General features: G+C 60.6%; 23 protein-coding genes. 11 read left to right on the top strand and 12 right to left on the bottom strand.

The window, feature by feature from the left end:
• The first annotated feature begins 5 nt into the window (after positions 1-5).
• Positions 6-1,343: a sigma-54-dependent transcriptional regulator gene (locus RAZWK3B_RS12435; RefSeq protein ID WP_037295736.1), complete on the top strand. Its 1,338-nt coding sequence runs from the start codon at positions 6-8 to the stop codon at positions 1,341-1,343.
• Between the two features lie 504 nt (positions 1,344-1,847).
• Positions 1,848-4,628 carry a ribonuclease E/G gene (locus tag RAZWK3B_RS12430; RefSeq protein WP_007815625.1) on the top strand — a complete coding sequence of 927 codons (2,781 nt, stop codon included), beginning with the start codon at positions 1,848-1,850 and terminating at the stop codon, positions 4,626-4,628.
• An 89-nt stretch (positions 4,629-4,717) separates the two neighbouring features.
• On the opposite strand, the gene RAZWK3B_RS12425 is transcribed toward RAZWK3B_RS12430, so the two are convergent.
• Positions 4,718-4,966 (bottom strand): sulfurtransferase TusA family protein, encoded by a 249-nt coding sequence (locus RAZWK3B_RS12425; RefSeq protein ID WP_007815623.1) that lies wholly within the window; start codon positions 4,964-4,966, stop codon positions 4,718-4,720.
• Positions 4,967-5,047: 81 nt separating this feature from the next.
• Here RAZWK3B_RS12425 and RAZWK3B_RS12420 point away from each other — a divergent pair, with 81 nt between their 5' ends.
• The 3 genes from RAZWK3B_RS12420 (at position 5,048) to RAZWK3B_RS12410 (ending at position 8,439) form a co-directional block, all read left to right on the top strand.
• The gene (locus tag RAZWK3B_RS12420; protein WP_037295734.1) at positions 5,048-5,800 is read left to right on the top strand and encodes a cytochrome c biogenesis CcdA family protein; all 753 of its coding nucleotides are present in this window, start codon (positions 5,048-5,050) and stop codon (positions 5,798-5,800) included.
• A 144-nt stretch (positions 5,801-5,944) separates the two neighbouring features.
• Complete coding sequence (locus RAZWK3B_RS12415) at positions 5,945-7,063, top strand: hypothetical protein (protein ID WP_007815620.1); 1,119 nt, start codon at positions 5,945-5,947, stop codon at positions 7,061-7,063.
• Positions 7,060-8,439 carry a cytochrome P450 gene (locus RAZWK3B_RS12410; protein ID WP_007815617.1) on the top strand — a complete coding sequence of 460 codons (1,380 nt, stop codon included), beginning with the start codon at positions 7,060-7,062 and terminating at the stop codon, positions 8,437-8,439. The genes RAZWK3B_RS12415 and RAZWK3B_RS12410 overlap by 4 nt, the downstream gene beginning before the upstream one ends.
• Here the strand turns inward: RAZWK3B_RS12410 and RAZWK3B_RS12405 are convergent.
• The 3 genes from RAZWK3B_RS12405 to RAZWK3B_RS12395 form a co-directional block, all read right to left on the bottom strand.
• Positions 8,414-8,629 (bottom strand): hypothetical protein, encoded by a 216-nt coding sequence (locus RAZWK3B_RS12405; RefSeq protein ID WP_007815615.1) that lies wholly within the window; start codon positions 8,627-8,629, stop codon positions 8,414-8,416. The genes RAZWK3B_RS12410 and RAZWK3B_RS12405 overlap by 26 nt on opposite strands.
• Positions 8,626-9,786 carry an aromatic ring-hydroxylating oxygenase subunit alpha gene (locus RAZWK3B_RS12400; RefSeq protein ID WP_007815613.1) on the bottom strand — a complete coding sequence of 387 codons (1,161 nt, stop codon included), beginning with the start codon at positions 9,784-9,786 and terminating at the stop codon, positions 8,626-8,628. Before RAZWK3B_RS12400 ends, RAZWK3B_RS12405 begins: the two co-directional genes overlap by 4 nt.
• Positions 9,787-9,881: 95 nt before the next feature.
• Entirely contained in the window at positions 9,882-10,655 is a 774-nt protein-coding gene (locus RAZWK3B_RS12395; protein WP_050774232.1) for a helix-turn-helix domain-containing protein, read from the bottom strand.
• Between the two features lie 269 nt (positions 10,656-10,924).
• Here RAZWK3B_RS12395 and RAZWK3B_RS12390 point away from each other — a divergent pair, with 269 nt between their 5' ends.
• Positions 10,925-11,305: a hypothetical protein gene (locus tag RAZWK3B_RS12390; RefSeq protein ID WP_157132244.1), complete on the top strand. Its 381-nt coding sequence runs from the start codon at positions 10,925-10,927 to the stop codon at positions 11,303-11,305.
• Here the strand turns inward: RAZWK3B_RS12390 and ilvN are convergent.
• The 4 genes from ilvN to RAZWK3B_RS12370 form a co-directional block, all read right to left on the bottom strand.
• Complete coding sequence (ilvN, locus tag RAZWK3B_RS12385) at positions 11,302-11,874, bottom strand: acetolactate synthase small subunit (protein WP_007815606.1); 573 nt, start codon at positions 11,872-11,874, stop codon at positions 11,302-11,304. The two genes, RAZWK3B_RS12390 and ilvN, sit on opposite strands and share 4 nt — an antisense overlap.
• A gap of 89 nt (positions 11,875-11,963) precedes the next feature.
• A complete protein-coding gene (locus RAZWK3B_RS12380; RefSeq protein WP_037295729.1) occupies positions 11,964-13,721 on the bottom strand; it encodes an acetolactate synthase 3 large subunit in 1,758 nt (585 codons plus the stop codon).
• 304 nt (positions 13,722-14,025) lie between these two features.
• Positions 14,026-14,685 carry a response regulator transcription factor gene (locus tag RAZWK3B_RS12375; RefSeq protein WP_007815602.1) on the bottom strand — a complete coding sequence of 220 codons (660 nt, stop codon included), beginning with the start codon at positions 14,683-14,685 and terminating at the stop codon, positions 14,026-14,028.
• Positions 14,682-16,085, bottom strand: coding sequence for a cache domain-containing protein (locus RAZWK3B_RS12370; protein WP_007815601.1), 1,404 nt, complete (start codon positions 16,083-16,085; stop codon positions 14,682-14,684). The genes RAZWK3B_RS12375 and RAZWK3B_RS12370 overlap by 4 nt, the downstream gene beginning before the upstream one ends.
• Positions 16,086-16,336: 251 nt before the next feature.
• Between RAZWK3B_RS12370 and RAZWK3B_RS12365 the strand changes: the two genes are divergently transcribed.
• From RAZWK3B_RS12365 to RAZWK3B_RS12355, 3 genes are all read left to right on the top strand, one after another.
• The gene (locus RAZWK3B_RS12365; protein WP_007815599.1) at positions 16,337-17,422 is read left to right on the top strand and encodes a TRAP transporter substrate-binding protein; all 1,086 of its coding nucleotides are present in this window, start codon (positions 16,337-16,339) and stop codon (positions 17,420-17,422) included.
• Positions 17,423-17,560: 138 nt separating this feature from the next.
• Entirely contained in the window at positions 17,561-18,487 is a 927-nt protein-coding gene (locus RAZWK3B_RS12360) for a TRAP transporter small permease subunit (protein ID WP_007815596.1), read from the top strand.
• Positions 18,488-18,501: 14 nt separating this feature from the next.
• Positions 18,502-20,856, top strand: coding sequence for a TRAP transporter large permease (locus RAZWK3B_RS12355; RefSeq protein WP_007815593.1), 2,355 nt, complete (start codon positions 18,502-18,504; stop codon positions 20,854-20,856).
• A 78-nt stretch (positions 20,857-20,934) separates the two neighbouring features.
• Here the strand turns inward: RAZWK3B_RS12355 and RAZWK3B_RS12350 are convergent, their stop codons facing one another.
• From RAZWK3B_RS12350 to RAZWK3B_RS12330, 4 genes are all read right to left on the bottom strand, one after another.
• Positions 20,935-22,119 carry a vWA domain-containing protein gene (locus tag RAZWK3B_RS12350; protein ID WP_007815591.1) on the bottom strand — a complete coding sequence of 395 codons (1,185 nt, stop codon included), beginning with the start codon at positions 22,117-22,119 and terminating at the stop codon, positions 20,935-20,937.
• Positions 22,120-22,129: 10 nt separating this feature from the next.
• The gene (locus RAZWK3B_RS21460; protein WP_007815589.1) at positions 22,130-22,297 is read right to left on the bottom strand and encodes a hypothetical protein; all 168 of its coding nucleotides are present in this window, start codon (positions 22,295-22,297) and stop codon (positions 22,130-22,132) included.
• A 9-nt stretch (positions 22,298-22,306) separates the two neighbouring features.
• Positions 22,307-23,674 carry a DUF2927 domain-containing protein gene (locus RAZWK3B_RS12340; protein WP_037295768.1) on the bottom strand — a complete coding sequence of 456 codons (1,368 nt, stop codon included), beginning with the start codon at positions 23,672-23,674 and terminating at the stop codon, positions 22,307-22,309.
• 283 nt (positions 23,675-23,957) lie between these two features.
• Positions 23,958-24,797, bottom strand: a complete 840-nt coding sequence (locus tag RAZWK3B_RS12330) for an AAA family ATPase (protein WP_007815584.1) — start codon at positions 24,795-24,797, stop codon at positions 23,958-23,960.
• A gap of 158 nt (positions 24,798-24,955) precedes the next feature.
• On the opposite strand from RAZWK3B_RS12330, the gene dksA reads away from it, so the two are divergent.
• Positions 24,956-25,411 carry an RNA polymerase-binding protein DksA gene (gene dksA / locus RAZWK3B_RS12325; RefSeq protein ID WP_007815583.1) on the top strand — a complete coding sequence of 152 codons (456 nt, stop codon included), beginning with the start codon at positions 24,956-24,958 and terminating at the stop codon, positions 25,409-25,411.
• A gap of 70 nt (positions 25,412-25,481) precedes the next feature.
• Complete coding sequence (locus RAZWK3B_RS12320; protein ID WP_007815582.1) at positions 25,482-26,660, top strand: FAD-dependent oxidoreductase; 1,179 nt, start codon at positions 25,482-25,484, stop codon at positions 26,658-26,660.
• The last annotated feature ends 2 nt before the right edge of the window (positions 26,661-26,662 follow it).

Raw genomic sequence — 26,662 nt, 5'->3', positions numbered from 1 at the left:
GTTACATGCCGAGCGCAATGAAAATCGCGATCATCGACGACGAAAAGGACATGCGGCAGTCGATTAGCCAGTGGCTGGCGCTGTCTGGATACGACACAGAGGCCTTCCCGAGCGCCGAGGAGGCGTTGAAGGTGCTTGGGCCGGATTATCCGGGGATCGTGGTGACAGACATCAAGATGCCGGGCATGGACGGGATGCAGTTTCTCAAGAAGCTGATGGGCAACGATTCCAGCCTGCCGGTCATCATGATCACAGGCCATGGGGATGTGCCCATGGCAGTCGAGGCGATGCGCATGGGCGCCTATGATTTCCTGGAAAAGCCGTTCAACCCCGACCGGATGAGCCAGTTGGCCAAGAAAGCCACGACCGCGCGGCGCATGACGCTGGACAGTCGCGCGCTGCGTCGCGAGTTGTCGGATGGTGGCCAGCTGATGAAAAAGCTGATCGGCGCGAGCCCGGTAATGGCGCGCCTGAAGGAGGATATCCTCGATCTGGGGCAGGCGGATGGCCATGTGCTGATCGAGGGCGAAACCGGGACCGGCAAGACGCTGGTGGCGCATGCCCTGCACGCGGTCGGATCGAGGGCGGGCAAGAAATTCGTTTTGGTGTCATGCTCGGCCCATGAGGAAGAGGCGCTGATGAAGCGGCTTTTCGGCCCGGTGCAACCCGAGGACAGCCGCCTGCCGGCGGTCGAGGAGGCACGGGGCGGCACGCTGGTGCTCGAGGATATCGAGGCGCTGAGCGAGGCCGCGCAGTCGCGGCTCTTGACCTTCATCAACGATGAGGGCACGCCGCCCGAGACGCGGATCGTGGCGATCTCGAACATGCAGGAACAAGACCGCACCTGTGAGGACGCGATGCGCCCCGATCTGTTCTATCGCTTGGCCAGCCTGCGGATCACCGTACCGCCGTTGCGCCAACGGGGTGAGGATATCCTGACGCTGTTTACCCGTTTTTCCGAACAATTCGCTGATGATTATGGCTGCGAGGCGCCGCAGGTCTCGGCGCAGGAGGCGGCACAGCTGTTGCAGGCGCCCTGGCCCGGCAATGTGCGCCAGCTTTTCAATGTGGCCGAACGCGCCGTGCTGCAGGAGCGCCGCGGTAGCGGCACCATTGCATCGCTGCTGATGTCGGATCATCAGGACATGCAGCCGGTGATGACTACCGAGGGAAAGCCGCTCAAGGAATATGTCGAGGCGTTCGAGCGGATGTTGATCGACAACACGATGCGGCGTCACAAGGGATCGATTGCCTCGGTGATGGACGAATTGTGCCTGCCGCGCAGAACGCTGAACGAGAAGATGGCCAAATACGGTCTGCAGCGCTCCGATTACCTGAGTTGACGGGGCAGGCGGGATGATCCGTCAAAATTTCGACATATCGTCTTTCGGCCTTGGATACCCCGTGAATGAGGGTTTCGTCGTTCGAATTTACCAATGGCTGAGTGTGGCTTGAACGATTAGCCATTGTCACTTGGGGTCAAATACCTCTATCTAGAGGGTAGGATATCCGCCGTCGTCAGATTGCGGATCCTGACAACAGAGTTTCGCTGTTTGAGGCTGAGCGGTATGTGACATCGTCCGCCGTCCCGACAGACCGATCAGGCCCCGCTTTGTCGGGCCGCATACAAGCCTGCCCGGCGATACGCCGGATCGACAGGCGCAGAGTTGGCCCTGTTTCGGGCCGGAGACCAAGAACCGCGATGCAACGCGCACAACGGACATATCACAGAGCAGGCCCCGCAAGTGGCGCCTCAGCCCGTGTGACCGTCATCGCCCCCAACATATACCCGCCGCAGACGTCCGCCCCGCCGGGGCGCGATGCCATGCGCGGAGCAAACGGAAAACATGGCCAAGAAAATGCTTATCGATGCCACCCACGCGGAAGAAACCCGCGTCGTGGTGGTGGACGGAAACAAGGTTGAGGAATTCGATTTTGAGTCCGAAAACAAACGGCAGCTCGCCGGAAACATCTACCTCGCAAAGGTAACACGGGTCGAACCGTCGCTGCAGGCGGCCTTCGTCGATTACGGCGGAAACCGCCACGGGTTCCTGGCGTTCGCGGAAATTCATCCGGATTACTACCAAATCCCGGTGGCTGACCGCGAAAAGCTGATGGAGGAAGAGCGCGCCTATGCCGAGGCGATGCGCGCCAAGGAAGACGACGACGAAAAGCCCAAGTCGCGGCGGCGCAGCCGGTCACGTTCCAAGGCTGAGGCGGTCGAGGACAAGGATGCCGTGATCCGCGACACGAGCGGCGACGTTGCCGGCATGGAGACCATCGATCTCGACGACGAGGTGCCCGAGGGCACCTCGCCGATGGAGATCGTCGGCGAAACGCCTGTCGAAGAACCCCAGGACAGCGCCGATCTGTCCGAGGATGACGATCACCATGACGACGAGGACGAGCGCCGCTCGGATGCGTCTTTCAAGGACGATTCGATTGAGTCGGTGGCCGATGACGACGACCACGAGGATATCCGCCCGCAGCACAAGCCGCGGCCGCGGAAATACAAGATTCAGGAAGTCATCAAGGTGCGTCAGATCCTTCTGGTGCAGGTGGTCAAGGAAGAGCGCGGCAACAAGGGTGCTGCGCTGACGACATATCTGTCTCTGGCGGGCCGCTATTGCGTTCTGATGCCCAACACCGCGCGCGGCGGCGGCATTTCGCGCAAGATCACCAATGCTGTAGACCGCAAGAAACTCAAGGAAATCGCCAACGAGATCGACGTGCCGCAGGGCGCGGGCCTGATCGTTCGCACGGCGGGTGCCAAACGCACCAAATCCGAGATCAAGCGCGATTACGAATATCTGCAGCGACTTTGGGAACAGATCCGCGAGTTGACGCTGAAATCCATCGCGCCGGCGAAGATCTATGAAGAGGGCGACCTCATCAAGCGGTCGATCCGGGATCTGTACAACCGCGATATCGACGAGGTTCTGGTCGAGGGCGAGCAGGGATACCGCATCGCCAAGGACTTCATGAAAATGATCATGCCGTCCCACGCCAAGAACGTGAAGCATTACGCCGACACAATGCCGCTTTTCGCGCGGTTCCAGGTGGAAAGCTATCTCAGCTCGATGTTCAACCCGACGGTGCAGCTGCGCTCGGGCGGGTATATCGTGATCGGGGTGACCGAGGCGCTTGTGGCGATCGACGTGAACTCGGGCCGGGCCACCAAGGAAGGCTCGATCGAGGAAACCGCGCTGAAGACCAATCTCGAGGCAGCCGAGGAAGTGGCCCGTCAGTTGCGGTTGCGCGATTTGGCGGGTCTGATCGTGATCGATTTCATCGACATGGACGAGCGCCGCAACAACGCAGCGGTCGAAAAGCGGTTCAAGGACAAGCTGAAGTCGGATCGCGCGCGCATTCAGGTGGGCCGCATCTCGGGGTTCGGCCTGCTGGAAATGTCGCGCCAGCGTCTGCGTCCCGGCATGATCGAAGCCACGACACAGCCCTGTCCTGCCTGTCATGGCACAGGCTTGATCCGGTCGGATGACAACCTGTCGCTGTCGATCCTGCGCCAGATCGAGGAAGAAGGCGTACGCCGCCGGTCGCGCGAGGTGCTGGTCAAGTGCCCGGTGGCCGTGGCCAATTACCTGATGAACCAGAAACGCGAGCATGTGGCGCAGATCGAGCTGCGCTATGGCCTGTCGGTGCGGATCGAAGGCGATCCTATGCTCATCAGCCCGGATTTCTCGTTGGAGAAGTTCAAGACGGCCACCCGCAGCGTGCCCGAGGCCGTGGCGCCGGTGGTGTCGGTCGACAGTTCGTTGATGGATGATGTGGACGACGCGATCGAGGACGAGATCGACGACGATGTCGAGGCCGATACCGTCAGCGATGCTGACGGCGATCGGACACAGGACGACGATCAGGAAAACGGCGAGGGAAAGCCCAAGAAGCGGCGTCGCCGCCGTCGTCGCAGCCGCTCGAAATCCAAGGGCAATGGCGAGAACGCGGCCGCCAACGGTGACGAGGCCGAGGATCAGGGTGCGGATGATGCGCCCTCCGAGGCGGCGAAGCCTGCGGATGAGGGTGCCGCCGAAGTTGTCGCGGGTTCCGATGAGGTGAAGGCGGATCAGCCTGCCGAGGAGGACGCGCCGCAAGCCGAGGCCAAGCCGAAATCCCGTTCGCGCTCGCGCAGCAAGAAGAAGGACGCGCCTGTTTCGGAGCGTGCCGAGGCGGCTGAGCCTGTAGCTGAGACGGCCACAACGGCTCAGGCAGAGCCTGCAGGCGAGGCGGAGCCCGAGGCCGAGGCAAAGCCTGTGGCCGAGAAACCCAAGAGGGCCCCGCGCAAGCCATCGACCCGCAAGAAACCTGAGGCTGCAAAGGCCGAGGCTGTTGCGGAGGCAGAGGCCGAGGTGCCTGCCGCAGAGGCCGACGCGCCGGTGGCAGAGGAAAAAAAGAAGCCTGCCCGAAAGCCCGCTGCGAAGAAAACCAAGGTGGTGACCGAGGAGCCGGCCACTGTTGCGCAGGACGAGCCGACCCAAGCGGCGGAGCCAGCCGACAGCGTCGAGACGGTCGAAAAAGCCCCGGCCATGGCTGGCGGCGACGAGACGTCAGAGCAAAAGGCCGAGGCTGCACCCAAGCCCAAGCGCCGCGGCTGGTGGTCGATCGGCCGCTGACGGAGCTATCCTGAAGATGAAAGCACCGCGCCCCTGTGGGGGTGCGGTGTTTTTGTTTTGGGGTCAGGCCGCAGGATTTGCAGCGCGATTCACGCCTTGGCCGCCTTGCGCACCAGATAGACCTGCACGCCATCGCGGGTGTCGGTCGAGACAAGCTCATGCCCTGCCTCGGCGCAGAAATGCGGCACGTCGATCACGGCGGCGGGATCGTCTGCCAGCATCTCGATGCACTGGCCCGGAGCAAGCGCCCCGATCCGCTTGCGCAGTTTCAGGACGGGCAGGGGACAGAGCAGCCCGGTGGCGTCGATATGGTCCTGTATCTCCATGTGCTGCGACATAGTCGCCTTGTTACAGCCTGTCCACAAGGATGTGACATCGCGTGGCGTGACGCGGTGCGCGCGATTGTCTATGTCTCGGTTATGTTCGGATTCGAAATCATAGATGCGGCCCTGATCCCGGCTATGGCCATTGCGCTGTTTGCCGGTGTTATCTCGTTTCTCAGCCCATGTGTGCTGCCGATCGTGCCGCCGTATCTGGCCTATATCAGCGGTATTGCATTGTCGGATCTGACCGACGAGCGGACGGCGCGCGCGCGTGCTGTCATGCCTGCGCTGTTCTTCGTGATGGGGCTGTCGACGGTGTTCCTGTTTCTGGGTTTCACTGCGTCGGCCATAGGAAGCCTGTTCCTGCAGTATCAGGGATGGTTCAACACCTTTGCCGGGATCATCGTGATGATTTTCGGGGCGCATTTCGTCGGTGTGTTCCGGATCGGATTTCTGGACCGCGAGGCGCGTATGGATGTGGGCGACCGAGGCGGGTCGTCCTTTGGCGCCTATGTGCTGGGGCTGGCCTTTGCCTTTGGTTGGACGCCCTGTATCGGCCCGCAACTGGGGGCGATCCTGTCGCTGGCGGCCTCGGAGGCCAATGTGGCGCGCGGTACTCTGCTGCTGGCGGTCTACGCGGTGGGTCTGGGCGTGCCTTTTTTGCTGGTGGCGGCGTTCCTGCCGCGGCTTGGTGGGTTGATGGGCTGGATGAAGCGCCACATGGAGCGGATCGAGCGCGTCATGGGGCTTTTGCTGTGGACCATCGGCCTTTTGATGCTGACGGGCGGGTTTTCCGACCTGTCCTTCTGGCTGCTCGAAACCTTTCCGTCACTGGCGGTCCTTGGTTAGGACTTACTCTTGCCAAACCTCTGGGCTATCGTATCACGCCACATGACGTGAGGGTTCGACAGTTTGACCAGTGATCCGGTTCATCGCAGGCGCGTGTTTTATGTACCGGGCTATGATCCGGTCCATGCGCGGAAATATCGCGAGATGTACCGCAAGGAGGGCGCTGAACAGGCGGCCATCTGCGGCTATGAGATCGCCTTGTCGCCGGGCAGGACAAAGGGCCGTTTCGGCTGGCATGTCGAGGCGCGGATCGATGGCGCCGAGGTGCAGGCGGATGTCGAGGTTTTGGTCTGGTCCGATATCGTGCGCGGTAGCATGGCGCAGGGCGTTCTGGCGACCTATGGCCAATTGCTGCAGACCGCCTGGGTCTATATCGCATCGGGCGCGTTGTTTCCGCTGATAGGCCTGCGAAAAGGCCCATTTCTGGCCGTGCTCTATCCTGTCGGGTTCCTGTTGCTGCAATTGGTGCTGGCGGTGCTGGCGGCGTTTGGGCTGGGGTCGGTGCTGGGGTTGATCCATCCCTGGCTCGCTTGGGGCGGGCTGATCGCGCTGCCGGTCGTGCTGGAATGGTTTCGGCGCAATGACAACCGCTTTCTGGTCTATTACCTTATGCATGATTACGCCTATTCGGCGCGGTATCGCGGGGCCAATCCGCCCGAGCTTGAAGCGCGGATGGCCGAATTCGGCGATCTGATCGCGCAGGCCCTGTCGGAGGATGTGCAGGAGGTTCTGGTGGTCGGTCATTCTTCGGGGGTGCATCTGGCGGTGTCGATCCTGTCCGACCTCATCCGGGCGGGGAGGGTACCCGCGAATGGGCCGGCTCTGGCGTTTCTGTCGCTTGGACAGGTGGTGCCAATGGTCTCCTTTCTGCCCAAAGCCAGCAGGCTTCGGGGAGATCTGCGCTATCTCAGTACCCGGGACGAGCTGACTTGGGTGGATGTGAGCGCACCGGGCGATGGTTGTGCCTTTGCACTTTGTGATCCGGTGGCTGTAACCGGGGTCGCCCCAGAGGGCAAGCGCTGGCCGCTGGTTCTGTCCGCGGCGTTCCGGCATACGCTCAGCCCTGAGCGGTGGAAGCTGCTGCGGCGGCAGTATTTTCGGCTGCATTTCCAGTATATGTGCGCCTTCGATTATCCGGGCGATTACGATTACTTCCGCATCACCGCCGGGCCGCAGACTCTGGCCGCGCGATACCGGGGGCGTACCCCGTCCCCCAGCCGGATCGAACGGCCGGTTTCAAGATATACCGGGGTCTCGACATGACCCTTCCGCCGAAGCCCCCGGCGCGCGAAGAGGGCAGGGTGTCCCTGTGGCGGTATACGCGGCTGTTTCGGCAGGATATCCTGTCGGCGCAGCCCGCCCGGCTTTATCGCGCGTGGATGGCAGAGTTTCGCACGCCGTTCTTTCGATCGTACCTGTGCAACCAGCCCGATCTGGTCGATCTGGTTCTGAAGCAGCGCCCCGATGATTTTCCGAAATCCGACCGGATCCGCGAGGGTTTGGCGCCTCTACTGGGCAATTCGGTCTTCGTCACCAATGGCGAGACTTGGAAGCGGCAGCGCCGGATCATCGATCCCTCTTTCGAAGGCGGACGGCTGCGCGACACGTTCCCCGCCATGCTGGCCGCCGGTCAGGGCGCGGTGGCACGCCTGCAGGGCAAGGCGGATGGAGAGCCGATCGAGATCGAGGCAGAGGCCAGCCATGCCGCCGCAGATGTGATCTTTCGCACGCTGTTTTCCATTCCGATCGAAGATGAGGTCGCAAGCGCGGTGTTCCACAAGTTCCGAGAGCATCAGCGCGCCCAACCAGTGCTGAACCTTGGTGCTCTGGTGCCTTTGCCGCGTTGGTTCCCGAGGTTTCACCGCCGCGGCGCGCGGCGGACCGCCAAGGAAATCCGTGCGTTGATTACCCGGCTGACCGCCCATCGCATGACCGAGATCAAGGCTGCACGCGCACCGGATGATCTGGCGACGAAGATCATGACAACCGCCGATCCGCTCACGGGCGAACGCTTCGACACCGAAGAGATGGTGGATCAGGTGGCGATTTTCTTTCTCGCCGGTCATGAGACCAGCGCTTCGGCTCTTGCATGGGCGCTGTATCTGCTCGCGCTTTATCCGGAATGGCAGGATCGGGTCGCTGTCGAAGTGCTGGCTGCAATCGGGCAAGAGGCGCCGGACTTCTCGGATATCGCCCGGTTGCGGCAGACCCGCGATGTGTTCCGCGAAACTCTGAGGCTTTACCCGCCCGTGCCGATGATGGTGCGCGAGACGACTTGCCCCGAGCGATTGCGTGATCGCGATGTGCCGCCGCGCGCCCAGATCGTGTTGAGCCCATGGCATCAGCACCGGCACGAAAGGCTGTGGGACAAGCCTGATGCGTTCGATCCCGAGCGCTTTGACACGCCCGACGGGCGAGAGGCTTTGCGCTGTGCCTATATGCCTTTCTCCGCGGGACAGAGGGTGTGTCCGGGGGCCGGGTTCGCGATGATCGAGGGCGTGCTTTTGCTGGCGCTTCTGGTGCGCGCCTATCGCTTCGACATCGTGCCCGATCGCCCGGCGATGCCCGTGGCGCATCTGACGGTGCGGGGGCGCGATGGGATCTGGCTGCGGATCACGCCTCGCGGCCGTGCTGCTTGAGTCGGGCGTGAAGCGCGGCAGCAACCGGTGCGCCAGCCTCGAGCGCGAAGACATAGGCATGGGTCAGGAAGAAACAGGACGCATCCACATCGTTCACGCTGTCGGCGGCTTCCGCGTAGAGCTCGATCAGCGCAGCCCGGTCCTGCGCCGCGTGGGCGCAGAGCATTCGGGCGTGCAGATCCTTGGTCATTCGGCGGCCTTTGCCTTGGCCCGGTGGATTTCGACCTTGTCGGCAACCCAATGATGAAAACAATGGGTCGGGCTGTCCATCACCGGTGAGAAGCGGCCACCGTCGAATTGCGCGGCATGGCGGCCCTTCTGCATGCCTTCGACCACGAAAATGTCTTCTTCGAATACGGTCTTCCAAAGCTGACTGTTGCGCATCCGCAGCCCTTCGTCGCTGTCAGGCACGGAATAGTACAGATGCACATGCTCGACCGTGCGTTCGGGGCCTTTGGGTTCGAGGATGATGGCAAAGGCGTGATCGCGATGTGTGCCCAGAAGGACATTGGGATAAACGGCGATATATTCGGCCCTTTCGTTCCAGCGGCTGCCCACCTCTTCGAAATCGGGGAATGTGTCGCCATTCTCGTTAGACAATTGCCGGTAGACCAATGTGCCCTGACCGGAATATTCTCCGGGCTTTTCGATATTGTAGTGATCTTCGAGTCGGGAATAGCTGTTCAGCCCGGGATGGACCCAGGGCAGGTGATAGCTTTCGCAGTAGTTTTCGATCGCGAGTTTCCAGTTGGTGTTCACGTCCAGTGTAAACCGGCTGTCGTGGCCGCCATGATAAAGTGGCAGCTCGAATTCGCGCCAACGCTGCATCGCGTCCGACATCGCATCCTCGAAAGCAGGCGCATCGCCGGAGATGTTGATCCAGACGACATCGCGCCACACATGGCTGCGCACTTCGATCAGGCCGAGTTCGTTGCGCTTGATCGCATCATGGGTGTTCTGACCCGGTCCGCCCACATGCGGGGTCGCCACCAGATCGCCCTTGGTTGAATAACACCACGAATGATAGGGGCAGCGGATCGCGCCTTCGATCTTGCGGGGGGTCTCGACAAGGATCATGCCGCGATGGCGACAGATATTCTGAAACACCCGCACATCGCCATCCTTGTCCCGGATCAGCAGAAGCGGCATCCCGACGAATTCCAGAGGCACGGCATCGCCCGGTTCGGGAACATCCGCCGCGACCGCAAGCCCGGCCCATTGCGAAAACAGCAGGGCCTGCTTTTCCTCGTCATAGATGACGGGGTCGATGTAATGGGCATTGGGCAGCCCGTTCGCGCGGCTGACATCTGCGCGCACGTTGGACAGGTCTGTTACGGTCTGCGTCATTGCGGGTCTCCGTTCTCTGATCCCTCTTGCTCAGAACAGGAAATCCCCGTCCTGGACCGACAATTCGCGACCAGAATTTGCCCAAGGCGACACGCTTACCTGAATTCCTCCTCGAGGCGTAGGAGGTTGATGTGATAGGCTGGAAGCTCGGACGCTGTGGCAAGCCCGGCCTGTCTGGCAGTTTCGAGGATCAGGGTCCGATTGCTTCCAAGATGTTCGTAGATCATGCGCGTGGCACGACGTCCTGTCATCCTTTCGGGGACAGTGCGGGTGGCGTAGCCTTCCCATAGTCCATGCTGGAAGGTGCGTTCTGGCGTCAGGAAGTTGAACGAGCTTGAATGCGAGCCGCGATGCGCAACGATTGCCATGACGCCGTCCTGCTGGCGCATCACGACACCGCGAAACTCGCGTTCGCTCGGCCCCATCGAAATGCCCTGATGGCGTAGGGCGCTGCGTGGTTCGTACCCGCGCAGGAATGTATATCCTGCTTGTCGGCTGACATGGACCAGACCCACGGCAAACAGGTCCTGATTCATGAAGCTTCGCCGGATGAAGCGGAAAAACCCCGAAGGAAAAACGGATTGCGGCACGTCGGTCGGCGCCCGGCCGAAAAACTCCTGGACCATCGGGTGATCGAGCAGTCCTGTATCCCTACGATTCAGGCTTTCGACAGGCTCCAGCAGGACGCGCGCATCCACCGCGAAGAAGAGGCATATCCGGTGCAGGACATCCGGTCTGGGAAAGCTTTCGCCGGATAGATACCGGTTGAATTGCGTTCGATTGATCCCAAGCTCTCGGCACAGGGCCGCTATAGACGCATACGGCGCACTCAATAGTCGCAGGTTCCGACCGAAGATCCCGCGCAGCATGGCGGGATCAAGCTCTGAATGATTTTGTCGCAACGTGACCCAACTTGTAAAACCGCGGTTCCGCACAAGGCTGTTGGCCTTTTATGCGATCTTGACAGGAAATCTGGTCTAAATTCTGCAGATTGCCAAGACACATGGCCAAGCCTGACGCCAAATAGCGTCAGAACTGTTGCAAATTGATACAAGTTTGCGGCTTGCGTCCTGTCAGTTTGCGTGTCCTGCTAAGGGTATTGTGACGCAGCAGTAAAGCGGTTCGAAGAGGTTGTGACATGTACGGAGTGGTTTTGTGGAAAGACATCGAGGGTAGTCGCGCCGTAATCTGGTGTGAGGACCAGGGTGATCTAGCGTTTCTGTCGGCGGAGGAGGGGATGCACTCGGGCGCTGATCTGGACGCGGGCGACCTGATCCATTTCGATGTCATGTGGGACGGCGCATTGCGACGGGCCAACAATGCCAAGCTTGTGGCGTCACATGCGTTTCCCACATTGCCGAAAGACCTGGTCGCTTGTTCTGCCACCCTGCTGAAATCCGAGGGTCAGGCCGGGGCCTGTGATGGCCCAAACGTGGTGTCTTTTCCCGCGACGAGACAGGTCGAGACACCACGCCATGAGGCGGCCCCGCCGGTCGAGGCCGGGCGCAAGGCGGTTTAGACGTCGGTTACGCTGCCGCGGCGCAGGGCTGCGACACCGGTACGGGCGATTTCGACAAGGCCGAGGGGGCGCATCAGGTCAGCGAAGGCGTCGATCTTGTCGGGCGTGCCGGTGATCTCGAACACGAAGCTGTTCAACGTGCTGTCCACAGCGTTGGCGCGGAATATGTCTGCAAGGCGCAGGGCCTCGACCCGCTTGTCGCCGGATCCCTCAACCTTGAGCAGGGCCAGTTCCCGCTCGACCGCCTTGCCTTCCACCGTGAGGTCATGGACTTCGTGGACAGGCACGATGCGACCCAATTGGGCCTTGATCTGTTCGATTACCTGCGGGGTGCCGGTGGTGACGATGGTGATGCGGCTGGTATGGCCGGTATGATCGACCTCGGCCACGGTCAGGCTGTCGATATTGTAGCCACGGCCCGAAAACAGCCCAATGACCCGGGCCAGCACGCCGGGTTCGTTGTCAACGATCACCGCCAATGTGTGCGATTCCACCTCGTCCGAGAAGGTCGGGCGCAGGTTATAGGCCGAATGCTTGGATGAGCCTTTTTTGATTTGTAGAGGCGACATGACGTTTCCTTGGTGATGACCGTGCCACGCGGCACGTCTTGCAGTTCAGGCGGAGGGCGCGAGGGCAGGGCACGCGCGCCCTCATGCGGTCAGACCAGCACCGCGCCTTTTGATCCGATGGCGTCTTTGGTCGAGGCGTTCTGCCCCAGAAGCATCTTGTTATGTGGCTCGCCCGACGGGATCATCGGGAAGCAGTTCTCGTGCTTTTCGACGAGGCAATCGAAGATCACCGGCCCATCATAGTTCAACATCTCCATGATCGCGTCGTCGAGATCTGCGGGGTCCGAGCAAAGGATACCCTTGGCGCCAAACGCCTCGGCGAGTTTCACGAAATCAGGCAGTGCCTCGGACCAGCTGGAGGAATAGCGCTCGCCGTGGAGAAGTTCCTGCCACTGGCGCACCATGCCCAGACGTTCATTGTTCAGGATGAACTGCTTGACCGGCAGGCGATATTGCACGGCGGTGCCCATCTCCTGCATGTTCATCAGCCAGCTTGCCTCGCCCGCGACATTGATGACCAATGCATCGGGATGGGCCATCTGCACGCCGATCGACGCCGGGAAGCCATAGCCCATGGTGCCAAGGCCGCCCGAGGTCATCCAACGGTTGGGATCGTTGAAGCCCAGATATTGAGCCGCCCACATCTGATGCTGGCCGACTTCGGTGCAGATGTAGCGGTCATGATCCTTGGTCAGCGCTTCGAGCCGTTCCAGCGCATATTGTGGCTTGATCGACTTGCCCTCCTGTTTGAAGGAAAGACAATCGACCTTGCGCCACGTCTCGATCTTGGACCACCATTTCTTGATCGCGTCGCGGTTCACCTTGCGGCCACGCGACTTCCAGACATTGAGCACGTCTTCGAGCACATGGGCGATATCGCCGATGATCGGAATATCGGTCTTGATCACCTTGTTGATGGATGACGGGTCGATGTCGATATGCGCCTTTTTCGAGCCGGGGCTGAACGCGTCCAGACGCCCGGTGATCCGGTCGTCGAAGCGCGCGCCGATGTTGATCATCAGGTCGCAGCCATGCATTGCCATGTTGGCCTCGTAGAGGCCGTGCATCCCCAGCATCCCCAGCCAGTGCTGCCCATTGGCCGGATATGCGCCCAGTCCCATCAGGGTCGAGGTGATGGGGATACCGCTGGCTTCGACCAGCTCGCGCAGAAGCTGGCTGGCGGCGGGACCGGAATTGATGACGCCGCCGCCGGTGTAGAAAATCGGACGCTCAGCCACTTCCAGGGCCTCGACCAGTTCGATGATCGTGGCCATGTCGCCCTTGACCTGCGGCTGGTAATGGCTTGTCTTGGCCTTTTGCGGCGGGGTGTATTCGGCTGAAGCGAATTGCACATCCTTGGGAATATCCACAAGAACCGGGCCAGGACGCCCCGCGGTGCAGACGTGAAACGCCTGATGCAGGATCTCGGAGAGGTTCTTGGTGTCGCTCACCAGCCAGTTATGCTTCGTGCAGGGGCGCGTGATGCCGACGGTATCGGCCTCCTGGAAGGCGTCGTTGCCGATCATGAAGGTCGGCACCTGACCGGTCAGCACGATGATCGGGATGGAATCCATAAGCGCATCGGTGAGGCCGGTCACCGCATTGGTGGCGCCGGGGCCGGATGTCACCAGAACCACACCCGGTTTGCCGGTGGAGCGGGCATAGCCTTCGGCGGCATGGACCGCACCCTGCTCGTGCCGGACAAGAACATGGCGGATGTCGTTTTGCTGAAAGATCTCGTCATAGATCGGTAGCACCGCACCGCCGGGATATCCGAATACGACGTCCACGCCCTGATCCTTGAGGGCCTGAACCACCATTTTCGCTCCGGTCATCTGACGTGTCATCGCTTTGCTCCGTTCATGACGTCAATTCACTGTTCTAAGCATAAAAAAGCCCCCGGTATTCCGGGGGCGCATGGGGACCATTATGGCGTCCGTTACCGGCCCATGCGCCTGTTGCCTACGATTACGACTAGCGGTGCCATTCAAGGCGACTCCCTTACTGCGTGGGCGGGACATTAGGTTGCACTGAGGGGGGCGTCAACCACATTTCAAAGAAAAGATTTCGTGAAGCCGGGGGGATTCTTTCCATTTGTTGCGCCCGGAGGCGGCTGCCCGCAATCGGACCGTGACAATGACGGGTTTTCTGTCACAGCCGTGCCATTGTGCCGCCCTGCAGCACACCGTGCTCCAGCGCATAGCGCGTTAACCCCGCGGTCGAGCTGATGCCGAGCTTGCGCTTGATGTTCTTGCGGTGAGTTTCGACGGTGCGCACCGAGATATCGAGCGTGTGCGCCACGTCCTTGTTCGACTTGCCTTGTGCCAGCTGCAAAAGGATCGTCTGTTCGCGGTTGGTCAGCTGCTCGCGACCGGGCCGCTGATAGGGTTCAAGCGAGCCTTTGGCGCCCGTGCAGAGATAACGCTGGCCGGTCATCACCGCATCGATCGCATGTTTGATCTCTTCGGTCGGCACATCCTTGAGCACATAGCCCACCGCGCCGTGACTGAGCGCCGACGTGATATATTCCGGACTGTCATGCATGGACAGGATCAGGATGCGCGTCTCGGGGCGCCGTTCAAGGATGATTTCTGCCGTGGACAGTCCGCCGATGCCTGGCATGTTGAGATCGAGAAGGATCACATCGGGTTGCAGTGCCTCGACCCGCTCGATGATCGCCTCGCCGCTCGACAATGAGGCAATCACCTCGATGTCGTCATAGCTTTCCAGGATGGTACGCAGGCCTTGCGCGACCATCGGATGATCGTCGACGATTGCGATGCGGATGGGGGCAGGCTGTGGGTCTGTCATGCGGTGGCTCTTGTCTCTTCACCAATGCGATCCTGTGGGGGCAGAAGATGGGTGAGGGGCACATTGGCCTCGATCAGGGTGCCGCCGTTTCGCGACGACTGAATACGCAGCGTGCCGTTCAATTGCTCGACCCGTTCCTGCATGTTGCGAAGGCCCAAACCTGTGCCATGGGCGTTGGCCGGATCATCGGGGTGAATGCCGCGGCCATTGTCGGAGATCCTCAAGGTGGCGCCCCGGCTGTGGCCGCGCAGGTCGATCGCCACATGGGTCGCACCGGAATGACGCTCGATATTGGTCATGGCTTCCTGGGCGACGCGGTAGAGAGCGATCTTTGCCTCTTCATCAAGGCGGTTGCGGAACACGACAGTATCGAACGAAACCTCGATTCCGGTGCGCTGACCGAAATCTTCCGACAAAGTCCGGATCGCGGGGCCAAGCCCCAGATCGTCCAGCACCCCGGGGCGCAGATCGCGGCTTATGCGGCGCACTTCCTGAATCGCGCCGGACAGGTGTTCTATGCCTTGTCCAAGGTTGTCGCTGCCGGCACTGTCCCCATTGGCCAGCCGACGTTTTGCGATTTCCAGCGAAAAGCGCACACCAACGAGGATCTGGCTGATCCCGTCATGCAATTCCCGCGCAACCCGACGGCGTTCCTCTTCCTGTGCGTCGAACACGCGTTGAGTAAGTTTCTTGAGCTTCGCATCGGCCAAGCGCCTGTCACGGATGTTGATGAACAACCCGCTGGTGAACACGAGCAGCAACGCAGCCAGCGTAATCCCCCCGATATAGAGAAATGTCCGCTGCACCCGGGTTTCCACCTGTTCGCGGGACGCGGCCACGGTGGCCACCACATCGTCGATGAAGACGCCCGTGCCGATGGCCCAACGCCAGTCCTGAAAGCCGATCACATAAACCGCCATGCGAGCGATCTCGCCGGTCGAGGGCTTGGGCCAGTCATAGGTGTGATAGCCGCCGCCCGTGCGTGCCAGACGGATCAATTCGTTGGTGATCTCGATCCCGTTTGGATCGGTCATTCCGCTCCAGTTGGCGCCGATCAGATCGGTCTTTCGGGGGCTGACAAGGTTGTTGCCGTCATAATCGAAGACAAAGAAATATCCGTCTTGACCATAGAGCATCGCTGCGAGGGTGCGCGTTACTTCAAGCTTGGCCGCAGCGTCGTCGGGACCCGCGCGGCCATAGATGTTGATGACGGCATTACGGGCCAGCGACAGGTAGTTCTTCAATTCGGCCCGTTTGGCCGCGATCAGCTGCTCTTCGAGTTGCCGGATTTCGCGCTCGGCGAGCTGGCGGGACTGCAGCGTGACCAGAACCGATATCGCGACTGCCGCCAGGATCAACGGCAGTGTTGCGGTAAGAAAGAGTTTTTGGCCGTAATTCATGCAGGCACTGTCAATCAGGGACGTTTACGCGCCCGGTTAGCTTGAATTGACGGAAAATCCTAGTCCGCACTTATGCTCCGTGTGTGCAGAGGCGTCCGGGCGGCGGGTCTCATTTTTTGGCCTTTTTGATGCAATCTACGCATTAGTTGGTATTTGCGTCCGTCGCATCACACGCTAGGTTCCTGCTACTTTAACCGAGTCTTGCGCCGACGGAGGATTTGGCAAAGGCTCATATCCAGGAGGAGATACCTATGGATCGTCGTTCATTTCTGAAGAATTCCGCGCTTGGCGGCACTGCAGCCGCCGCTGCTGGTCTGGCCGCCCCTGCCTATGCGCAGGGCAAGCGCACCCTTACATTGGTGACCACCTGGGGGCGCGGCCTGGCTGGGGTCCATGACAGCGCGCAATATTGTGCCGATGCGATCACCGCGATGAGCGACGGTCAGTTGACCGTGGATCTGAAAGCCGCGGGCGAACTGGTCGGCGCCTTCGAGGTATTCGATGCCGTGACCGCCGGACAGGCCGACCTGTTCCACGGTGTGGATTACTATTTCCTCAGCCAGCACCCTGCGCTGTCGTTCTTCAGCCAGGTGCCTTTCGGGATGACGTTCCAGGAATTCAACAACTGGTTCGATCACGATGGCGGCCGTGAGCTGGCCGACGAGCTGTATTCGATCTTCGGCCTCAAGAGCTTTCCGGCGGGCAACACCGGCCCGCAATCCGGGGGCTGGTATGCCAAGGAGATGAACGCGGTCGAAGACTTCCAAGGCCTGCGGTTCCGGATGCCGGGGCAGGGTGGCCAGGTGATGGGCAAGCTAGGCGCCTCGGTGCAGAACCTGCCGGGTGCCGAAGTGTATCAGGCGCTGGCCTCGGGTGCGATCGACGGCACCGAGTGGATCGGTCCCTGGGCGGATGAAAAGGCCGGTTTCCAGGAAATCACCAAGTTCTATTACACCGGCGGCTTCCACGAGCCGGGTCCGAACCTGAACCTGAACGTGAACCTCGAAGTCTATGAAAGCCTGACGCCCGCGCAGCAGTCGATCATCGAGAATGCCGCGCGCGCCTCGAACCTGTGGACCATGTCGTTGTTCATGGCCAACAACTCGGCGGCCCTGACACGTCTGCAGTCGAGCGGTGTGAAGCTTCTGAGCTTCTCGGACGCCATCTGGGATGCGTTCGGCGCCGCGTCGAAAGAGGTGGTCGAGGAATCCCTGAGCGACGAGATCTACAAGACCTGCTACGACAGCTACATGGCGTCGCTGGCAAGCTCGGCGTCCTGGGCCAGCCGCTCGGAAGGCGAATTCGCCGCGCAGCGTAACCGCGTGATGGGCCTCTAAGCTCGGCTTCAAACATCGGCCGTGTCCCCCCTCTTCCGGGGGCACGGCATCTTCTGCCGGCCAGCCTTGCAAGAGCCTGCCTGAACGACCGACGCGTAAACGGGGCCATGATTTGCAGACCATTCGGGGATTGTCGTGATGAATGATACTGCCACAACCGGCGGGCTTGATGCCGTTCTGGATGGCATCCTTTGGCTTGTTCAGAACATCGCCATGGCTTTCTACAATTTGGGCTATGCGATCAGCCATCCGCATCTTTGGCTCGACTGGTCGGACAAGGAAGCGATCATGCGGTTCGTCTATTACGGCGGATCGGTGGAATTCTTCTTCGTGGTCTTCACGGTGTTCCTCGTCTGCACGGGCATCGGCCTGTGGCGCAACGGGTTCATGTGGGGATGCGTGCGCGTTCTCGAAGGGTTTGCCAACACCGTCGGGCGGTTTTTCGCATGGGCCGGGCTTATCATGGTGATCCAGCAGATCATCATCGTCTTTCTGCAGCGTATCTTCGCGCGCCCCGAAATCGTGATCGGCTTTGGCATTCCGCTTGAGATGGATATCAGCTGGTGGTCCGAGGAACTCAAACTCTACAACGCTCTGGTCGTGTCGCTTTGCGCCACATACACATTCGTTCAGGGCGGGCATGTGCGTGTCGATCTGATCTATTCCGCGGTCAGCTTTCGTACCAAACGGGTCATCGATATGGTCGGATCGTTGCTCTTCATGATGCCAATGGCGGTCATCATCTGGCTCTATGGCTGGTTCTTCATGTGGCGCCATCTGATCGTGCCCAACCCATCGGCCAGCGAGTCCCTCGATCGTCTCTTGATGAAGTCGCGCGCGCTGCGCTGGAACGTTGAGACGATCGGCTTTTCGCCCAACGGGTTCAACGCGTATTTCCTGTTCAAGATCCTGCTGGTCGCTTTTGCGGGGATGGTCTTCATCCATGCGGTGGCGTTCTTCTACCGGTCTTTCCTCGAGTGGCGCGAGGGACCGGAAAGTGAAAACAAGTATCTCGACAAGGATAGTCTTGGCGAGGGCCAAGAAGCCTTCGAAGGCACACATTAAGGGGACGGGCAGCCATGTTATTCGGACTTGACGGAGTCGAGATCGGCCTGATCATCGTGTTCCTGTGTCTTTTCGGCGGGATCCTTTCCGGGTTTCCGGTGGCCTTCGCCATCGGCGGTGCCGGCATCCTGTCCTTCGGGATCATAGCAGCACTTGATAGCGCGGGTCTGCTGATTCATCAGGCGATCGACACATCGAGCCAGGCCTATGATGCGCTGATCGCATCCGGCATCAGGCCCGAGACGATATCGATTTTCCGATATCCCGAATTGCCGCGTATCGGCGAGCCGGTCTTTCCGCAGGGTTGGGAAGTGGCTCTTGATCGCAATGTCAGTTTCATCGTCAACCGGATCAATGAGCGTGTGCTTGCGGGGCAATCTATCGAGACCCTGCTGGCCGTTTTGATGTTCGTCATGATGGGGATCACGCTGGAACGCTCAAAGATCGCCAATGACCTGCTGACCACCATGGCGCGGGTCTTCGGCCCGCTTCCGGGCGGGCTGGCGGTGTCGGTCGTGGTCGTGGGGGCGTTTCTGGCGGCATCGACCGGCATTGTCGGGGCGACGGTCGTCACGATGGGGCTTTTGTCGCTGCCCACCATGCTGCGCAACAATTACAGCCCCGAGATTGCGACCGGCGTCATCGCTGCAAGCGGCACGTTGGGGCAGATCATCCCGCCATCCATCGTGATCGTTCTTCTTGGGACACTCGCGGGAGATCTTTATTCCACTGCCCAGGAAGCGCGCGCGCAGACAGCCGGCTGCTCCGATGCTCTGACCTATCTGGGTGAACCGGCCGTCGTCTCCGTGGGGACGCTGTTTCAGGCTGCATTGCTGCCCGGTATCATGTTGGCGCTGCTCTATGCGCTTTATGCCTTCGGATATGCGCTCTTCAATCCCAGCCGGGCGCCTGCGGTGGAGCTGGGCCGGGCCAATGCCGAGCCTTTGACGCGCAACGAGGCCTTTACGTGGTTCGTGGGGGTTCCGACCGCGCTGGTCGCGGGGATGCTTCTGCTCAGCCAGGTGAATGTCATCGGCTCACAAAACCTGCAGGTCGACAGCTTCTCGGACCGTGGGGCATCTGCATCGCTGCGCACCAATGTCAGCGATGCGTGCAAGGTTTCCATGATCGAACTGCACGGCCAGGAGGCTTGGGATGAGGCGGTGGCCGAACAGAAAGCCATCGACGAGGCCGGCGGGCAGACGGAGAGCACGCGCCTGACGCCCGAGCAGATCGCCGAGCTTGTCGCCGAGAAAGAGGCGAATGCCGCCCCGATCGGAACCGGTGTCGCGACCATCCTGCTTCTGCTGTCGCTGATCCTAGTGGTGGCGCGTGGTGTGCGCCCGACGGCTGAGCAGGCACCACTGCTTGTCGGGGCACTCGGGATCGTGCTGGCCCTGATCGCGGATGTGCTGCTGATCGCACCCTCCACCAGCTCCGGGCTCTCGCTGCTGATCCTTGCGATTCCCTATGCCCTGGCGCTTTATGGCTGTTCCCATGGGGTGGTGCGACTTGCGCAGAACGAGTTGATCCGCGTGGTCTTTCCGCCACTGGTCTTGATCGTGGCGGTGCTGGGCTCGATCCTCGGGGGGATCACCAACCCAACGCCCGCCGCCGCCCTCGGTGCGGGTGGTGCGATCATGCTGGCCGCTTATCGCCGTTTGCGGGACGAGGACCGCTCGGGCATGGTCATCATATACTCAACGCTGGCGATCATCGTGTCGATCCTTTTTGGCGTCAATTTCGACCTGCGCATCACTCAGGAACATGTGCCTCTGGAAAGCTGGCTGGCCTTCTTGGGCGCCTATGCCGCTTACCTCTATGCGGCATTCGGACTGCTTTATGCATGTTGGGTGTTGTTCGCGGGTGGGGTTCTGACGCCAGTCGTGCGCGAGACCGCCAAGGTCACGTCCATGGTCTTCACCATCCTGATCGGCTCGCAATTGTTGAACCTCGTGGTCATCTCTTTCGGCGGAGAGCACTATATCCAGCAGTTCCTGCGCAGCTTCGACAATGAATACAAAGTGTTCCTGATCGTGATGCTGGTGCTGTTCATTCTGGGCTTCGTTCTGGATTTTCTCGAGATCATCTACATCGTCATCCCGATCGTGGGGCCGGTGATCTATGGGGGGACGTTCGATCCGAAATGGGTGACCATCATGATCGCCGTCAACCTGCAGACGAGCTTCCTGACACCACCTTTCGGCTTTGCGTTGTTCTATCTGCGGGGGGTGGCGCCGAAAGAGGTGACGACCGGGCATATCTATCGCGGTGTGCTTCCGTTCGTGTTGATCCAGGTTGTCGGTCTGGGGATCTTGTTCCTCTTTCCGGCGATCGTGACGATCGTGCCGGCGCTGATCGGCAACTGATCCCACATCACCGTCGCGCAGAAAAACGCAAACGGCCGCCCCGTTGGGGCGGCCTTACTACGTGGTAAAAGCGTCGCTTCAGCGGACCAGATCGCGCATCGCCTGATCGATCCCGCGCAGGGTCATCGGAACCATGCGCCCCTCGAAGATCTCCGAGATCATGCGGATCGAATGGGTATGCCCCCAATATTGCTCAGGCACCGGGTTGATCCAGACATGGCTGGGCCATTGCTGTCGCGCGCGTTCCAGCCAGACCTGACCGGCTTCGGCGTTCCAATGTTCGTTGGCGCCTCCGGGATAGGCGATTTCGTAGGGACTCATACTGGCATCGCCCACGAAAATACATTTGTAATCAGAGCCATAGGTGTGCAGCACATCCCATGTCGGCGTCTGCGCATCCCACCGGCGGTGGTTGTCGCGCCAGACACCCTCGTAGAGACAATTGTGGAAATAGAAATATTCCATGTATTTGAATTCGGCGCGCGCCGCGCTGAACAATTCCTCGACCACTTTCACATGCGGGTCCATCGATCCGCCCACATCCAGAAACAGCAGCACCTTGACGGCATTGCGCCGCTCGGGGCGGGTTTGAACGTCGAGATAGCCATGCTCGGCTGTGGCGCGGATCGTGCCGTCCAGGTCCAGCTCGTCCGTCGCGCCGCTACGGGCCCATTGCCGAAGGCGTTTGAGCGCCACCTTGATGTTGCGGGTGCCCAACTCGACATTGTCGTCAAGATTGCGGAATTCCCTTTTGTCCCAGACCTTGACCGCGCGGCGATGAAGGGATTGGTCCTGTCCGATGCGCACGCCTTCGGGGTTGTAGCCATAGGCGCCAAAAGGGGAGGTGCCCGCCGTACCGATCCATTTGTTGCCGCCCTGGTGGCGGCCCTGCTGGTCGCGCAAGCGTTCCTTGAGCGTCTCCATCAGCTTGTCGAACCCGCCGAGGGCTTCGATCTCGGCCTTCTGCTCTTCACTCAGATGCTTTTCCGCCAGTTTCTGAAGCCATTCAGCCGGCAGATCGACCGCGTTCAGCACATCCGCCGCTGACAGCTCATCCAGACCTTGGAAACTGGCGGCGAAGGCGCGGTCGAAACGGTCGATCACCCGCTCGTCCTTCACCATTGACGCGCGCGCCAGATAGTAGAATCCCTCCAGGTCATAAGTGACCAGATCCGCCGTCATCGCCTCTAGAAAGGTGAGGTATTCGCGCAGACTGACGGGAATACCGGCCTTGCGAAGATTTTCGAAGAACGGCAGGAACATGCGCGCCCCCTCAGATCGAGGCGCGGTGGATGATCAGCGTGAGGAACAGACCGGCCAGCGTGAAGACCAGCGCATAGACAAAGGCGTATTGGAGGACATCGGCCAATTTGCCTTTGCGGCGCTTGGCGATCATGGCTCCGATAGTGGCGCCCAGAATGGCTCCGACGATGATGATCATGTGCTCGTTTTACCCGTCTGATCCCCTGATCGGGTTGAGCATGGTGATTTCGCGCAGCTTCGCGCGCACCGCCCAATCCGCACCGAACCCGTAACGCGCCCAGCCCAGACTGTCCAGCCGAACGGCATGTGCTTCGGTGACGCGGCCGACCTGATCGAGCGCCTCGGCCTGCAGCATCATGAGTGTGGCCAGAAGGGCCGCGTTTTCATGGCTTCTGGCCACGGCCATATGCGGCTCCACCAGTTTGAGTGCATCATTTCCCCGTCCCTCGCTGATGGCATAGGCGGCCAGCTGCGACGCGGTATAGGCACGGTGCAGGTCCGTTCCGGGCGACTGGCGATAGATGCGATCGGCGATCAGGAATTGGTCATGGGCGAAATCCGGGTCCGTGGACTGGCTCAATCGGCCAAGTGCGAAATGGCTGAAGGCAAGCCTGTGATCCTGCCAGCCGACCGCTTGCGCGATTTGCAAAGCCTCGAGTGCGGCCTCGCGTCTTTCTGGGGGGCGCGCACCGGGACCAAGCGCCGTCTGGATGGCGCGCACCCAGGCGCGTGGTGTGCTGCTGCTGTTGCGCGGCGCGATCGTATCACCGATTGGATTGAGCCGGCTCAGAATGCCGGGCAATCGCGCGGCCACTTGCGCGCGCGTCATGCCGGAGCGCAATTCTGGTGCGTAATAGGCGCGCAGGATGAGCATGTCGAACCCGGTGAGCACCGTGTGCACGTTGTCGTCATTGAACACCGAGTCGGGCAGCCTGTAGAGATCGTTGAGCGGCCCTATCGCCTGCGCAAGCTCTTCGTGCAGGCAGTCGCGCACTTCTTGTGGCGAGGCATCGTTGGGCAGGAAAACCGCCAGCCTTTGGCGTTCTGTCAACAGGCTCCAATTCGTGGCGCGCGTATGGCGAGCTTTGCTGTATTCAGCGAGGCTCGAGATATTGGGAACCACGAAACAGGCGGCCTGTGGCAAATGACGCCTGATATCGGATCGGGACACCGCCTCGATCGTAATATTGGCGTCGCCGCCTCGCACGGCCATGACATCTATACCGGCCTCAGTGCGCAGTCGGTTCACCACACGGTTGAGGTCGGGCATCAGGGTCGGGGGCGGAGAACCGGTCACTCGAATCGTGATCGGTCCATCGAAGCGTGAGAGATAGGGCAGGGTGCGCCCCGATTCCAACTGGAACGCCAATTCCAGAAAGTCCCGCTCGATATCGCGGTTGGATCGCGCGGGGGGCATCGGTTGCGGACTGCCGAACATTTTCATCGCCGGCATGGCGCTTTCTTCGTGCGTTGCTGCACGCGACGGCATTTCACTCGCTGTATTGGGCACGCAGGCCCCGAGCGCCAAGCAAAGTGGTACTATTATACGGCGCATCATGCCTCCGAAACCTGAACCCAACACCAACTCGAACGGGGCGTTACCGCCCCGCACAGGAGTTCCGTGGCTGTGTCGCTCAGGCAATCCGGAGCCATGGCAGGCCGGATCATCACCTTGGCGACCCGCGCCAGCAATGGAACCTGACCTGTAAACCCAAGCTTGCTGTCCAAGATAAGGAAGGCGGGGGGCAAAACTGTGACCGGTGCGTTTTTCCGCATCCCTTGCATGGCAAGGCGCCGTTTTATGTCGGAAAAACAGTGTCATGCCGCTCACATCTTGTTCAGCGGGATCGCCGCGCCATGAAGGCGAGCCGCTCGAAAAGATGTACGTCCTGTTCGTTCTTCAAAAGGGCTCCATGCAATTTCGGCAGCGCATCCGCCCCGTCGCGCTTGAGGTCCTCATGGCTCAGATCCTCGGCCAGAAGCAGTTTGAGCCAGTCCAGTACTTCGGAGGTGGAGGGCTTCTTTCTCAGGCCAGACTGTTCGCGGATCTCGTAGAACTGCGTCAGTGCGGTTGTCAGAAGCTGGTCCTTGATCCCTGGATGATGCACCTCGACGATCTGGCGCATCGTGTCCATGTCGGGAAACCGGATATAGTGGAAAAAACACCGTCTCAGGAACGCATCGGGCAGTTCTTTTTCGTTGTTCGAGGTGATGATGACGATGGGCCGGTTGCGCGCGCGGATCGTCTCGCCGGTCTCGTAGACATAAAACTCCATCCGGTCGAGCTCTTGCAGCAGGTCGTTCGGAAACTCGATATCCGCCTTGTCGATTTCGTCGATCAGCAGCACGACCTTTTCATCGGTTTCGAAGGCCTCCCATAATTTGCCTTTGCGGATGTAGTTGCGCACATCGTGCACTCGCTCATCCCCAAGCTGGCTGTCCCGAAGACGTGATACCGCATCGTATTCGTAAAGCCCTTGCTGGGCCTTGGTAGTGGACTTGATGTTCCACTCGATCATCCGAAGTCCAAGCGCCTGCGCCACCTGTCGCGCAAGTTCTGTCTTGCCCGTGCCTGGCTCGCCCTTGACCAGCAAAGGACGTTCCAACGTGACGGCCGCGTTCACGGCAACGGTCAGATCGTCAGTCGCGACGTAAGAGTCCGTCCCTTCGAATTTCATGTCGGCTTCGCTCCTTTGCGCGGGCATGCAATCTGCTGAAGATGGCACAGTAAGCCCATATACAAAACACATCAATGCAGCGTGATTGCCTAGTGACATTCGCAGTCTCGGAGTGTAGTTCCTGCGCCAAGGAAGCGCCGCGATCTGAGGAGACTTTCATGCCAGACGTTGGCCTTGATGAGGGGAACAAAATGAAAGCCGAAGTCTTTCTGCCCGAGGATTATCACCCGGCCGAAGATGAGCCGTTCATGAATGACCGGCAACTTGAGTATTTCCGTCGCAAACTTATTACCTGGAAAAATGAATTGCTGGAGGACAGCCGCGACACGATCGAAGGGTTGCAGGATGGCACACGCGCCATTCCCGATGTGGCCGACCGCGCCAGCGAAGAAACCGACCGCGCGCTCGAGCTGCGCACGCGCGACAGGCAGCGCAAGCTGGTGACCAAGATCGATGCCGCGTTGCGCCGAATCGACAATGGCGAATACGGGTACTGCGAGGTCACAGGCGAGCCGATCAGCCTCAAGCGGCTTGACGCGCGCCCCATCGCGACCATGAGCCTCGAAGCGCAGGAGCGTCACGAGCGTCGGGAGAAGGTTCATCGCGACGACTGAAGCTTAAGATCACAATCAATCATGAACGCCGGGGCTTTCGCTCCGGCGTTTTTCGTTCCAATAGAAGACCATGAGTTTGCAGGACACGAAGATACTGGTGATCGGCGCAGGCATTGGCGGCCTGACGGTCGCGCGTGCTCTGGCGTTGCGGGGCGCGGATGTCACCGTGCTCGAACAGGCGCCCGAAATCACCGAGGTCGGAGCAGGGCTGCAGGTCAGTCCGAACGGAGCCGTCGTGTTGCGCGCGCTTGGTCTGGAGGCGGCGCTAAGCGCGTGCGCGCTCGAGGCGCAGGCGGTCAGCTTGCGCGATTATGGTGGGGCGTCTGTGGTCCGGATCGACCTCACACAGCTTGACATGCGGGGCTATTATTTTGTCCATCGCGCCGATCTGATCGACATTCTGGCCGATGGTGCGCGCGATGCCGGCGCCCGTTTGCGGCTCTTGCAGAAGGTTGTCGGGGTCACGCCGGGGGATCGTCCGCGTGTCGATCTGGCAAATGGCGCGTCGCTCACCGCCGATCTGGTGATTGGTGCCGACGGGTTGAAGTCCACCGCGCGTGCGGCCCTGAACGGGGCGGCCGCCCCCTTCTTTACCCGGCAGATCGCATGGCGCGCGGTTGTGCCAGATGATGGCGCATCCCCGCGCGAGGCACAGGTTTTCATGGGACCGCATCGGCATCTGGTCAGCTATCCGCTGCGCGACGGTCGCCAACGGAACATCGTGGCCGTCCAGGAGCGCGCGGCATGGGCCGCCGAAAGCTGGTCGCAGGAAGACGATCCCATGGCCTTGCGTGCAGCATTCGGAGATTTCTGCCCCGAAGTGCAGGATTTCCTAGGCCGTATCGAGAAGGTCCATCTTTGGGGGTTGTTCCGTCATCCGGTGGCAGAAACCTGGCATGGCGGCGGCATCGCCTTGATGGGCGATGCCGCGCATCCCACCTTGCCCTTCATGGCCCAAGGGGCCTGCATGGCGCTGGAAGATGCCTGGGTGCTCGCGGATGAGCTTGATAGGACGGACACGCTGGATGCGCGTCTGGCGCGATACCAGTCCCGCCGCCGGGATCGGACCCAGAGAATTGTCAGCGCTGCCAATGGAAACGCGTGGAAATATCATCTGTCCTTTGGCCCCCTGAGATGGGCCGCGCATACGGCTATGCGGCTTGGCGGAACACTTGCGCCAGAAAAGATGGCGCGCCAGTTCGACTGGATCTATGGGCATGATGTCACCCACCCGCCGGACATCGGCTGAGC

It is taken from the genome of Roseobacter sp. AzwK-3b (assembly GCF_000170875.1).
GTDB lineage: Bacteria > Pseudomonadota > Alphaproteobacteria > Rhodobacterales > Rhodobacteraceae > Roseovarius > Roseovarius litoreus.
The sequence above is the reverse complement of the archived record's forward strand: the minus strand, read 5'-3'. Positions and strand labels throughout refer to the sequence as shown.